Consider the following 14,509-nt stretch of genomic DNA (forward strand, 5'->3'; position numbering starts at 1 on the left):
TATTATTCCTCCACATCAATAGTAGGCACTGTGAAGTGATGAATTAGTTTACTACGACTGCTCAAAAGTTCTGTATTGTTTTTTACTCCTTTTAAACATTCTTTTGGAATATCTAGAAGGATGGTCTGCGAAAGACTTTCAATTTCTTGATAAAGCAAATCAGCCATTTTCATTGTTGAGTTTCCTTTACTGTTGTTTAAGAAGGTGGGTTTAAATCAACGAGTTCCTTAACGTCGTAATCCAACAAACTTTGAAGATGATGTGCTTGATCTTCGAGGAATAGGCCTTTACCTATGCTTTTAATCAAACGATCTACCCCGAAATACATGCCACTAATAGATGCACCAGCAAGTCCCATACTAATCAATGATCCAAAGGTAAAATTATAAATGCTAGATAACATTTCCTTGTTAGGATCATTTTTATTTTTAGGAAGAAATTGATAATTCTCGGTTAAATAAGGATAGGATCCTAATACTGTATTTTCCATTCCTGCATTTGGTGTATAACGGTCGCTCCATAATGCAACAGAGGATGCATAAGACGCCGTTTCTGGACGCGCTGTTAAATCAATGGTGAAACCCGTTCCAATAATTAAAAAATCAAAAATCATTTTACCTGTTGTTGTTTCAATATGAATTTCATTGTTAACTAGCTCTACAGATTTCCATTGACAATCTGTGTGATAAGCAAAATTTTCATGTTTACGACAACGCCAGAAAGTATCCTGGGGAGGCGGTTGGTTTAAATCACAAATACGTTGCATAAACGCCCAACGTTTATCATCTGGTAAATAGGGGTAGTGGCATAAAAATCCTGTTTGTTCCATCCAACGATGTGGATTAACGGATGGAATAGTTTTACGCCTTAAACATAAATCAACCCGACCAACATCTTGTTCTAAAGCAGTTGCTGCATTATCAAATGCTGAAGCCCCGCCTCCTAATACACCGATGCGCTTCCCTTTTAATTTACTAAAATCAATCGGCTCAGATGTATGTGCATAATATTCCTTAGGCAATGTTTTCAAAAAGTCAGGGCTGAACCATTTACCATTGCCATCAATGCCAGTTGCCAATACTATTTTACGTGCATAAATAGTGTATTCTCTATCAAGATGATCTTTAAATAAAAGACTAAAGATACCACTATCCCATTGGACGTTTATACAATGGCGATCACTTTCAACAGGCAGTTTATTAATATCTCGAAACCAGTCTAAATACTCTTTCCATGTTTCTTTTGGAATTTTGTCTAACATTTGCCATGCCTCTTGACCAAAAGAAGCCTCATACCATGATCTAAATGAAAGATTAGAATATCCTAATTCAGGACCTTTTAGATATTTAGGGGTTCGTAATGTGATCATACGGGCAAACGTTGTCCAAGGACCTTCTTTTCCTCGAATAGCTTTGTCAAAAATACGGATATTGTGGATGTTATGGCGCAATAAACCAAATCCAATAGCTAATCCCGCTTGTCCAGCACCTAAAATAGCAACGTCTAAAACATTTTGATCATTATATTTTTTTTGAACACTCCAATTTTTATTGGGAAAGCTCATACAATCTAAATCATATGTTATTGCTTTTTCTAATTCAGCTAAAGAAGAGAATATTAAAGAGCTGTTAATTTTACTCATTACAAATCGCCTTTGATATATATTTGTATTATTAGGACTTGTTAATGAGTAGAAAATGAATTGATTGACTTGTCTAGAAACAATAAAGTCGTCAGTTGTTTCCAAAAAAGCAACAGTGCTCAGTTGAGTATGTCATAAATTTGTTATTTAGTTGTAACAATATCTATAAATAGGATCATTATATTGTTGATTATTTATTTTGTGAACTTAAGATCTTTGCAATTTCTTGTTACGATGTTTTTTTATTGTAATTCATTATAATCATTCAATTTTTTTTCATTTTAATTGTAGAATACATTCATTTGAAGATCACGTTATAAATAGACTGTGTTTTTGAAAGATTTTTTCTAGCTATACGAGAAATATTTTTTTTCTGTTTCTTGACTGTGTATAAGAACGTCATAGTATGTATTTAACTTGAAATATCATTTAATATGTATAAATTTCAATATATTATAAGAATAATTTATTTTTTAAATATTTTGATTAAGAATAATTAAATATCATTGTTATAAAAAAATTATTTTGATTATTTAATGTAATATGCTACTGTAGGTAGAAATTTTCTAGTCAATTATAATAAAAATTTATAAAGTATTGATTATAACATATGAAATATAAGCATCTATTAACAGTTAAACAATTTTATGTAATTAGTATTATTATAAATGTCGTATTTTGGTTCTTGTTATTATCTTCGATTTATACTTCCGACACAATTTTACAAATCAGAGAAGTAAAAGAAAATAATTTTGATTTTAATGGTCATTTATCTGGAAATTACGTACCATCAATCGCAGGTTGCTATATGTTTTCTGAATGGTTAAGGTCAGAAAAAGCATACGAGCTTCTTACTAATCAATTAGACGTAAAAAGCATTTATAAAAAAGGAGATTTATTCACTAAATTTGGTGGTATACATGATCTTTTTATGCATGGTGATCGTTCTGAATGGTCTTATTTTAACAAAAACCTTACAATAAGCATCAATAATAACAGCAATACAATAAACATTAATTTATCGAGTTATAATAATGAAGATTCCAAAAAAATATTATATGAAATAATTACTATTGGAAAAGAATTTTTACAATCTTCTCATAAAGAAGAAGACCAAAAATTAATTAATTACATTTCTTTTTTATCCTCTTCTTTGGATCGTGATTTAAAAGAAACAAACACAATATTAGGAAATTATATAAAAGAGGGAATATCTATTTACCCAAAAGAAAATTATTTAAATAATTTACTTATAAAAAATATTATCGAAAATAAGTTAATGGATTTAGATATAACACTAAATTCAATGAAAACGTTAACTTTTCCTGTATACCAAGCCAAAATAGCGCAAAAAGTATTTATCCAAGAAGAATTAAATAAATTGTATTTTCACGACATTTTTCAAATACAAAATAGTGAAAAAATGGAAGATATTTTAAATAAAAAGCATTTTATAGAAAATTTAAAGCAAAGTATAGAACAGAAAAAATATATGTTACAAAAGAAGAATTATATTGACCGATATCAAATTACTGTAATTAGTCCTCCGTCTCTTTTGATTGAAAGATCTGGCCCTTACCGAGTTAAAGGTTTTTTTGCAACTCTTTTAGTTATTTCATTAATATATTGGTTAATAAAAGAATGATGATAATGAGTATTTTACGCCTAAGTATATTTATATTTCTTTCTTTAATTGTTTCTGGATGTAGCCTTCCTAGGGGAGGTCCCTCATCATCATCAATTTTGTCGACGTTTAAGGGAAAAATTATAACTGTTGATGAATATCAAGCTCAAAAGCTAGATAAACAAGTTACTCTTGAGAATAAATTATTTGTGCAAAAAAATTTAGATGCATTAATGTTACCAATTGAAAATAAAAATTTAATGATTAAAATTGGTGACAAATTAATTGTTACATTAATGAGCTTTTCACCCGATAGCATCATTGATCAAAATCAAGAGCCAATATCAGCAGGGTTTAATAAAAGAGAATTAGGTACATTCACAGTTGATTATAATGGTAACATTAATTTACCTTATATTGGTAATGTTTATATCAATAATTTAACTGAAAGTGCTGCACGAAACCTTATCCAAAGTAAGTATAATAGTAATAATAGTGTTGTTAATCCTTATGTAATTATAGCTTTAGAAGAAAATGGTGCCAGTGGTGTTACTGTAACAGGGGATATCGGAGCACCAAAAATTTTATCTTGGCAACCAGGGGGAATGAAACTAGCAACTGCACTTACATTAGCGCAAAATGGTAATACACGAACTATTAGTAATGAGGCTAGCAAAGATAGTACAAATAAAACCATGGTCAACGTTATTAGAAATGGAGCTCAGTATTCAATTCCATATGATTTGGCTTTAAAGAGCGATATTAATCTTGCACCATCGGATAAGATTATTGTTAAGAGCGCACCCCAAGTTCGTACCACCTTAATAGGGGGTGGTATTTTAAAAAATGGAATTTACGATTATTCTAGTCAACCTGCATTACTCGATGCTATTGCTAGAGCTGGCGGTTTTAATCCAAATAATGCTGATATTTCTAATGTTTTCGTTTTTAGAAAAGATTATGATAATGATTTAAAAATATATAGATTTAAATTTAATGATGGCCACGGTATGGCAGCAGCAGCATTTTTCCCAATTTTTGACAAAGATGTAATTTTTTCACCAGAATCCCCGATTGTTCCTTGGTTACGGGTTTTAAACATAGCTTTCCAAATGGCACTGCCTGCTGCAATCATAAAGTAAAATTATAATGTTCGAAAAAGATATTATTGATAGTTATATTAATGCTTATACTCGTCTTGCACCTTCATTAAACAAAAATTCTTTTACTTCTTGTAAGACTGTAGATGAGTTCTTAGAAGAATTAAATAAAACAGATATCAATGTAAAACCCTTATCAACTAAACGTATTTCCTTAGGATCAAAAAAAATTAATCCTAAGGAAACAAAATCATTTAAACAAATAATAAGGGCTGGTGGGAAAGAAAATAATTGTGAATGGCAAAAAAAAGTAAAAAAACGCAGGATACTGGTTGTTTTTTTATCTTTATTTTTTTCAACTATATTATTTTATATATCTGCATCATCTTTTATTAGCAATTTAGATTCTAATTTTATCAAATATTTATTTTGCGTTATTTATTTTATACTTACTTACAGTGCAAGCTCCAGCTTGTTCAAAATGATTGTGGGGAATATAATCTCAAAAAAAGATAATTCTTTTAAAAAATTAAAGGATGATACTCAATATAAAGAAAACACAAAAATTGCCATTTTATATCCTGTTTATAACGAAGATCCTGCACGTGTTGTAGCAAGCATTATGGCAACTTGGAAAGGTCTGCTTGAAATTCAAGATATTGATAAACACTATGATTTTTACATCTTATCTGATACACGATCAATCGAAAGTCGTATTTTAGAAGAAACTGCAATTATTCTAGCAAAAAAAGAATTTAAAAATATTCGATTATATTATCGATGGCGTTCGATTAATACTAACGCAAAACTTGGTAACATAATGGATTTTTTAAGACGTTATTCAAGTCTATATAAATACATGGTTGTTATGGATGCAGATTCACTCATGAGTGGCAAAGCAATACATAAAATAGTTTCTATTGCCGAATCAAATGATCAAATTGGAATTATTCAAACTAATCCAAAGCCGATTTTACGTACGACTATTTTTGGTCGTATGTTGCAATTCTCTTGTTGGTTTTATGGAATTCCATTTTTTAAAGCTATTCGACATTATTATTTAGGAGATGCTTTTTATATTGGACATAATGCTTTAATAAGAGTGGATGCTTTTAGGGAACATTGTGTTTTACCGGCATTGGATGGCATCCCACCATGGGGAGGAAAGCCATTAAGCCACGATCTAGTGGAAGCAGGCTTAATGGCAAAATCAGGTTTAGAAGTCTGGTTTTTACCAGAAATTGAAGAAAGTTATGAAGAAATCCCAGCAAACATTATAGCATTCTTAATTAGAGAACGGCGCTGGATGCAAGGTAATCTTCAAAATTTACGTGTGGTTTTTGGCTTTGGTTTAAAAAATGCACACAGAGATTTACTTATTGCCGGCTTTATGTCTTATTTCTCGTCAATTTTATGGTTCGTTTTTACTTTTATCGTTGCTATAACTGGTGTCAGCTTTAATACGAATTATCAAGATGGTGTAAATCATATAAACATCAAATTAGACACTGTTATCATGCTTTATTATGCATTAATCCTTTTGTTTGCTCCAAGATTAATCGGAATGATATTTGTAATTCTTACCAAAGAATATAAAAATTTTGGTGGATATATATGGGTTTTACTATCTTGTTTATTTGATACCATTTTTTCAATTTGTTTTGCACCTATTGTAATGGTGTTTGTAATGAAGTTTTTTATTATGTGGATTAAGTCCAAACCTATAAAATGGGGTAATCAGGATCGTGGGGATGATATTTTACCGTGGAGAACTTGTTTTGCAGAGTTTTCGTTGCCAATGATATCAGGAATTGTACTCCTATTATGGATCAGAATGTCTGAACTATCTCAATTATGGTACTATAACGATTACTATAACTTTTTTATTCCTGAACTTTCTTTAAACAACAGATATCTGTGGTTTCTCCCTATTATTATCGCGCTTATTTGTAGTCCTTTAACAGCACGTTTAAGTTCTGCAACCATAAGATCAAAGAAATTTTCTAAAATTTTCCTTATTCCAGAAGAGATTAAACAATCTTCAATCATAACCAATATGGAAATATATTTAGACAAGATACAAAAAAAACTACCTAATTTTAAAAACGAAAGAGAAGCAATTGATTTTGCTTACACAGATCCAGAATTTTTTATTTATCATTATAATTTTACTTTCAACAGAAAAGTAAAACAACTTCCTTTATTAAATAATCAGGATTTGGGTCATTATGAAATATTAAAAAATGTCTTTAATCATAGAAAACTTTTTTCATATTATCATTTAAATATTTCAAAAAAGAATTTAAATATGGGCTCTTAAGGAAAGAGCCCACACTTAGAATTTAAGCTTTGTTTTGTAGTACGATATCAGAACTATGTGTTAAAGAGGTATCAATTGATGTTAATGGTATCGCTTGACTTTCTGTAACGGTAGGAGCGTGCTGGTCGATATTTTTTTGACTTATTTTTTGTGCACCCATATCAAAAGCTTGTTTGGTAGAGTTATCATTTTTTCCAACCCAGTCATTAATATTAAAATTATCAACTTTATTATCAATGGGCAAGAGAGCCATTAGTTGATCGTTATTTAACGTTTGATCAGCGAATTGGTATTCTTGCACACGGAAACTATTACTCGGGTCGAAATAATATTGTAATCTAACACTATCATTTTCACCATATTGAATAACAAGATCATTGCCTTCAATAGATGTGCCACTAACGTCATTGCTTGATATATCTTTAAATTGTATTACAGATTTATCTGCGGGGTTAGTTACATGGTTGTAAATAGTATCGTGACCATCACCTTTGGAAAGAACGTAGGTATTGGATCCTTCATCGCCAGCCATATAATCATCACCAGTGCCACCAATTAATGTGTCATTCCCAGCACCTCCATAGAGACTATCATTTCCAGCACCGCCATTGATGACATCATTACCAGCACCACCATAGATGGTATCATTGCCGATACCACCAGTGATTTGATCGTCTCCATCTTGAGCATCTACATAATTATTACCATCGCCAGTTTGAACGATGTCATTTCCATTACCACTATAGAAATTGTTGTTTGATGCGTCACCATTGATTTGATTGCCACCATTACCAAATTGATAAGAGGTATCACTGCTTTTCACATCAATGGGTAAAAGAGCCATCAGTTGATCGTTATTTAATGTTTGATCGGTGAATTGATATTCTTGCACACGGAAACTATTACTTGGGTCGAAATAATATTGTAGTCTTACGCTATCATTTTCACCATATTGAACAACAAGATCATTGCCTTCAACGGATGCACGTGTAACATCTTTACTTGATATATCTGTAAATTGAACAACAGATTTATCTGCGGGGTTAGTTACATGGTTATAAATGGTATCGTGACCATCACCTTTGGAAAGAACGTAAGTATCTGATCCTTCATCGCCAGATAAATAATCATCACCAGCACCACCAATTAATGTATCATTTCCAGTGCCCCCATAGAGAGTATCATTTCCAGCACCGCCATTGATGACATCATTACCAGCACCACCATAGATGGTGTCATTGCCAATACCGCCAGTAATTTGATCGTCTCCATCTTGAGCATTTACATAATTATTACCATCACCAGTTTGAATAACGTCATTTCCATTGCCAGTGAAGAAGCTATTATTGGATGCGTCACCATTGATTTGATTGCCACCATTACCAAATTGATAAGAGGTATCACTGCTTTTCACATCGATGGGCAAGAGAGCCATGAGCTGATCGTTATTTAGAGTTTGATCAGAAAATTGATATTCTTGCACGCGGAAATTATTACTTGGATCGAAATAATATTGTAATCTTACGCTGTCATTTTCACCATATTGAATGATAAGGTCGTTCCCTTCAATAGATGCACCAGTGACATCTTTGCTTGATATGTCTGTAAATTGTATTACGGATTTATCTGTTGAATTAGTTACATGGTTGTATATGGTATCATTTCCAGCACCTTTGGAAAGAACGTAGGTATCTGATCCTTCATCACCGGATAAATAATCATCCCCAGCACCACCAATTAATGTGTCATTTCCAGTGCCCCCATAGAGACTGTCATTCCCAGCGCCGCCATCAATGATGTCGTTTCCAGCGCCGCCATAAAGACTATCATTGCCTGAACCGCTATAGATTTGATCGTCCCCATCTTGAGCGTCTACATAATTATTACCATCACCAGCTTGAATGATATCGTTTCCATTGCCAGTGAAAAAGTTATTATTGGATGCATCACCATTGATTTGATTACCGCCATTACCAAATTGATAAGAGGTATCGCCAGTTTTTACATCGATGGGTAGGAGAGCCATCAGTTGATCGTTATTTAATGTTTGATCTGTGAATTGATATTCCTGTACGCGGAAATTATAACTTTGATCGAAATAATTTTGCAATCTGATACTATCGTTTTTTCCATATTGAATAACAAGATCATTTCCTTGAGCATATGCGTTGCTAACATCTTTACTTGATATATCTGTAAAGTGTACTACAGATTTATCTTCAGGATTAACGACACGATTATAAATGGTATCATTGCCAGAATCTGTAGAGAAAACATAGGTATTGGAACCTTCACCACCTGATAAGTAATCATCTCCAGTACCGCCAATTAAAGTATCGTTTCCTGCACCACCATAAAGATTATCATTATTGGCACCACCATATAATAAATCATCTCCAGCACCACCATAAATGGTATCATTTCCAGTACCACCTAAGATGGTATCGTTTCCAACACCGCCATCTAATATATCATTTCCAGCACCACCATCAATGACATCATTCCCAGTACCTCCATAGATGGTATCATTTCCAGAACCGCCATAAACATGATCGTCTCCGTCTTGAGCGTCTACATAATTATTACCATCGCCAGTTTGAACGATGTCATTTCCGTTACCACTATAGAAGCTATTATTGGATGCATCACCATTGATTTGATTACCGCCATTACCAAATTGATAAGCAGCGTGTCCTGTTTTTACATTGATTGGTAGGAGAGCCATTAGTTGATCGTTATTTAGCGTTTGATCGGTAAATTGATACTCTTGCACACGGAAACTATTACTTGGGTCGAAATAATATTGTAGTCTTACGCTATCATTTTCACCATATTGAATGATAAGGTCGTTTCCTTCAATAGATGCACCAGTAACATCTTTGCTTGATATATCTTTAAATTGAACAACATCTTTATCTGTCGAGTTCGTTATATGGTTATAAATGGTATCATTACCATCACCTTTGGAAAGAACGTAAGTATCTGATCCTTCATCGCCAGATAAATAATCGTTGCCAGCGCCACCAATTAAAGTATCGTTTCCTGAACCTCCATAGAGACTATCATTACCAGCACCGCCATTGATGACATCATTACCAGCACCACCATAGATGGTATCATTGCCAATACCGCCAGTGATTTGATCGTCTCCATCTTGAGCATCTACATAATTATTACCATCGCCAGTTTGAACGATGTCATTTCCATTACCACTATAGAAATTGTTGTTTGATGCGTCACCATTGATTTGATTGCCACCATTACCAAATTGATAAGAGGTATCACTGCTTTTCACATCAATGGGTAAAAGAGCCATCAGTTGATCGTTATTTAATGTTTGATCGGTGAATTGATATTCTTGCACACGGAAACTATTACTTGGGTCGAAATAATATTGTAGTCTTACGCTATCATTTTCACCATATTGAATGATAAGATCATTGCCTTCAATAGATGCGCCAGTGACATCTTTACTTGATATATCTGTAAATTGAACAACAGATTTATCTGCGGGGTTAGTTACATGGTTATAAATGGTATCGTGACCATCACCTTTGGAAAGAACGTAGGTATTGGATCCTTCATCGCCGGCCATATAATCATCACCAGTGCCACCAATTAATATATTATTCCCAACGCCCCCATAGAGGCTGTCATTACCTAAGCCTCCATCTAGTATATCATTTCCGGAACCACCATAGATGGTATCGTTTCCAGCACCCCCATAGAGACTATCATTCCCAGCACCGCCATTGATGACATCATTTCCAGCACCACCATAGATGGTGTCATTACCAATACCGCCAATAATTTGATCGTCTCCATCTTGAGCATCTACATAATTATTACCATCACCAGTTTGCACGACGTCATTTCCATTACCACTGTAGTAGCTATTATTAAATGCATTACCATTGATTTGATTTCCACCATTACCAAATTGGTAAGTGTTGTTGTCAGTTTTCACATCGATGGGTAGGAGAGCCATCAGTTGGTCGTTATTTAGCGTTTGATCGGTAAATTGATATTCTTGCACACGGAAACTATTACTTGGGTCGAAATAATATTGTAATCTTACGCTGTCATTTTCACCATATTGAATGATAAGGTCGTTTCCTTCAATAGATGCACCAGTAACATCTTTGCTTGATACATCTGTGAATTGAATAATGTCTTTATCTTCAGGATTAGTTACATGATTGTATATGGTATCGTGACCAGCACCCTTGGAAAGAACGTAGGTATTGGATCCATCTCCTCCAGATAGATAATCATTTTCAGGAGTACCGATTATTTCTATATTTGAACTCATAAATTGTTTCCTTAAAAATTAATAACAAATCGATATTATTATATGAACATTATAATTTTTAAAATGAAACATATTAAATGGGTCTGTAGAACAAAATTATACTCTTGAGCCATTGTGTTGTTTAAAATCAACATAAATCTTAAGTTTTATTAACTTTGTTAATTAAATATTAATATTTATGTTGATTTTTATACAAATATATTTACCAAAAACGTTCCGTTAATCGCCTTCGTTTTAAAAAACTACATGAATAATTGTATTGATAGTAAAAAGATAAACATCAAAAAATGTTTAGTTGGTAAAGGTTTGTTACATATTTCTTCGTTGAAGCCACATAGCTGATATTGCAGCCAAAAAACAATCACTTAATTTATTAATACGACACTTATATTGTAATCATTCAAATGCCTTACGAGATAGTTGATTAAGGTGTTTAGATGATTAGAGGATATTATTATCCTATCATAACAGGCGAGCCAGTCACGGTATGGAGGTAAAAATTGATAGCTTTGTCCGCTAATGACAGTGAATAGGCATTATTATATTTAACAGCAACATTTAGACTTATATATACTCTTGATAAGCTAATAAAAAAGTAATCATGTTCATTTATGTATTTATATTTCGGATGAATATAAAGATATATTCTTCAATCAACTTAGACATTATCTCAAGCAAATAACATCTATTAATAATCGTAATTTATATATTGGAAATACCTCAAATAACCATAGTTGAAGTTACTTCTTAAAAGGATGTAATCAACAATATATTCAACGGTATATTATAAATTATATTGATGAAAGGGGTTTTCTTTTATTAGTTTTATGCTTAACCAAGATATAAGCCATATTAGGCCAAGTGCACCTCAATAAAAAGCCAGTTCTAAGCAAAAATTCGCCAATACTTAATATCTGTTTATTAATATTAAGCATTGTAATGTTATCTGTACCCCCTTTTTTTTTACACCTGTGCATTTTAAATTTTCGTGAATTTCTTGATAATTTATTAGGCTGAATTATTGGAAGGGTGGAATGTCCAGATTATTTTAATTCTGACATATATACAAAGATTTCAAAATTATTTGATGGAACTATGCAGTTGAAACTTGAAAGATTCGATCTTATGGGCTCGATTAAAATGAAAACCGTGTTGCATATTATATTTTATCTTGAGCAAAAAGGTCTAATAGGTCCAGATGCCGTTTTAATTCAATCATCATCCGATAATCTAGTTATTACTTTATCAGCAGAATAATTTAACTTTTAGAAACTGTAAATTTATGATCCATTTTTTTGTTTGGTTACAATTTTTAACCTTTATAGTGCCTTTGGTTTTTAGCCCTGGCCCAGGCAATACAACGTTTGCAGCAATGGGTAGTCAATATAAATTTGCTGGTACAATGCGGTTTTGGATGGGATTTGAGCTTGGTGATATTTTCTTGTGTTCGATATATGCTTTTGGTCTTGGTGAGTTAATTCATCGTTTTCACTCTATTGAAATAGGATTGAAGTGGGCTGGTATTGCTTTTTTGTTCTATTTAACTTGGACTTTTGCAAGATCAGCAATTCATCCCTCGAAATATATAGAGAAAAACACAACACCTGCATTAGGATTTGTTGATGGTTTTTTGTCAGTTTTTCTTAATCCCAAAATACACACTATGCTTCTAGCATTATTTTCTCAATTTGGTGCTTTGAATTCATTTTCACAACTTTCACAACTCACTCTAGGTTTTTTGATTGTTTCAATTATCGGGCATGGTATTTGGATCGCTGGCGGACATTTTTTTTAAGCCGCTTTCAATCCAACACAGCTCAAAGAGTTATAAACAGTGTTTTCGCCCTCTCAATTGCATGGACGGCTATTACAATGATTTAACTTGAGACTAGAGATGTTTATACTATAGCTAACTAAGATGATTTTTCAGACTGTTAATTAAAAAGGTTAAGTTGGTGATATCTTTTTTGTTCATTTTAAGACCAGTGCACAATCTAACAAAATTAGTATTAGTTTTATCTAAAAAGAAGATGTTTCCACTTGGCACAAATGTTTTATTGCTAAGACAATATTTTCTGTAGGTCTCCATGTTAAATTCTTTATTTAGTTTTATCCAATGAATGAATCCAGCTGTAGGTGGTGTATAACTAAGGATATTTTCTGACCTCATGGCTATAAGGTCTTTCATGAATTGGTTATTCTTCTTAAATACACTTTGAAGATATACTATGTGTGGCGTATAATAGCCTCGCTTAAGATATTCATCTAATATTTTTTGTGTGATGCTACTAACTGTACTGTTATTTAATAGCTCTGCGCCGAATATCTCTTTTCTAAATTTACCTGGCAGACACCATCCCACACGAAAACCTGGAGATAAAGTCTTTGAAAAGGACGAAAAATATATAACTATATTATCATCATCTATTGACTTAAATGGTTTTGGGCGATCTGGTCCAACCATAAGATCATAAAAGATATCATCCTCGAGAATTGGTATCTGATAAGTTTTCATCAATTTATAAATCGAGTTTCTGGTGTGGGTAGTTAAAGTTCGACCAGTTGGATTGTGGATTGTTGGGTTTATATAAAATAAACCAATATTTTCCGTTTTAAGAATTTTCTCTAAGTTTAAAATATCTATTTCATCGCCTGTATCGGATAGGGGGATAGTAACAGCAGGTAATTTATTCGATTCAATAAATTGAATAATGCCATAATAACAGGGAACGACCAGCAAAATTTTTGAATTTTGATTAATTACGTTTTTAAGGATAGTACCCAAACTTTGAGTGTCACCAGAGGTAATGAGAATGTCGTCGGCATGACAATGTATACCTCGATTTACCATTAAAAAGCTCAAACGGTTTCGCAAAGATGGCAGACCTGGGCTGGGTATGAATTCTTCTTCAAAAGATGAGGAGCCTGTAATTATAGCTCTTAGGCATTTCTGTATATAGCTGTGTGGCGCAAGGGATTTATCCAGAACTGCATTTGAATAATTATACATACCATTTTTAGGGTTGTAATAAAGCAATTCGTTAATTTGATCACTTCTTGATGTCGAAATATTTGGTTTTCTCAATATTATGCACTGGTTATTTTTTAGTGTAAAAAAATAACCAATGCGCTGTTTTGAATATACCAATCCATCTCTTTCTAATTGTTCAATTGCCCTTAACACAGTTGTTTTACTACAACCGAATTTCATGATCATATCATGTATGGATGGTAATCTTTCTTGCCTTCCATCCTCTATATGAATTGAATTCCGTCTCTTCACTAAGTGGCTATATATTTTTTTCCATTTGAACGTTTTTTTACTCAAATCTGGTTCACTCTTTTTCAAAATTTGATAATTATGAGTATAATATATTTATATGGGATAATTATATATTATTATCATTCTGTCGCAAATTTTAAAGTAAATATTTTTGATGATTTAACAATCATTGTTCGTTTTTAAATACACTTAAAAGAATACCTTCGTATAAATACAAAAGCCATTGAA

The 14,509-nt window shown here is 32.4% G+C and carries 8 protein-coding genes; 4 read left to right on the forward strand and 4 right to left on the reverse strand.

The window, feature by feature from the left end; all coding sequences use genetic code 11:
* Positions 1-2: 2 nt before the first annotated feature.
* Together PQG54_RS10520 and PQG54_RS10525 are read right to left on the reverse strand one after the other, a co-directional pair.
* A complete protein-coding gene (locus PQG54_RS10520) occupies positions 3-173 on the reverse strand; it encodes a hypothetical protein (RefSeq protein WP_271790503.1) in 171 nt (56 codons plus the stop codon).
* Between the two features lie 23 nt (positions 174-196).
* Positions 197-1,642 (reverse strand): NAD(P)-binding domain-containing protein, encoded by a 1,446-nt coding sequence (locus tag PQG54_RS10525; RefSeq protein ID WP_271790504.1) that lies wholly within the window; start codon positions 1,640-1,642, stop codon positions 197-199.
* A gap of 610 nt (positions 1,643-2,252) precedes the next feature.
* Between PQG54_RS10525 and PQG54_RS10530 the strand changes: the two genes are divergently transcribed.
* Genes PQG54_RS10530 through mdoH form a run of 3 tightly spaced genes read left to right on the forward strand, consistent with a single transcriptional unit; the run spans position 2,253 to position 6,686 of the window.
* On the forward strand, positions 2,253-3,287 hold the full coding sequence (locus PQG54_RS10530; protein WP_271790505.1) for a hypothetical protein: 1,035 nt from the start codon (positions 2,253-2,255) through the stop codon (positions 3,285-3,287).
* A gap of 5 nt (positions 3,288-3,292) precedes the next feature.
* On the forward strand, positions 3,293-4,408 hold the full coding sequence (locus tag PQG54_RS10535) for a polysaccharide biosynthesis/export family protein (RefSeq protein ID WP_271790506.1): 1,116 nt from the start codon (positions 3,293-3,295) through the stop codon (positions 4,406-4,408).
* Between the two features lie 7 nt (positions 4,409-4,415).
* Positions 4,416-6,686, forward strand: a complete 2,271-nt coding sequence (gene mdoH, locus PQG54_RS10540) for a glucans biosynthesis glucosyltransferase MdoH (RefSeq protein ID WP_271790507.1) — start codon at positions 4,416-4,418, stop codon at positions 6,684-6,686.
* Positions 6,687-6,708: 22 nt separating this feature from the next.
* Here mdoH and PQG54_RS10545 read toward each other — a convergent pair whose 3' ends face one another.
* Positions 6,709-10,998, reverse strand: a complete 4,290-nt coding sequence (locus PQG54_RS10545) for a calcium-binding protein (protein WP_271790508.1) — start codon at positions 10,996-10,998, stop codon at positions 6,709-6,711.
* 1,282 nt (positions 10,999-12,280) lie between these two features.
* Here PQG54_RS10545 and PQG54_RS10550 point away from each other — a divergent pair.
* Complete coding sequence (locus PQG54_RS10550; protein WP_271790509.1) at positions 12,281-12,793, forward strand: LysE family translocator; 513 nt, start codon at positions 12,281-12,283, stop codon at positions 12,791-12,793.
* A gap of 114 nt (positions 12,794-12,907) precedes the next feature.
* Here the strand turns inward: PQG54_RS10550 and PQG54_RS10555 are convergent, their stop codons facing one another.
* On the reverse strand, positions 12,908-14,326 hold the full coding sequence (locus PQG54_RS10555) for an aminotransferase-like domain-containing protein (RefSeq protein WP_271790510.1): 1,419 nt from the start codon (positions 14,324-14,326) through the stop codon (positions 12,908-12,910).
* Positions 14,327-14,509 lie beyond the last annotated feature (183 nt).

It is taken from the genome of Commensalibacter communis, assembly GCF_947179015.1.
GTDB lineage: Bacteria > Pseudomonadota > Alphaproteobacteria > Acetobacterales > Acetobacteraceae > Commensalibacter > Commensalibacter communis.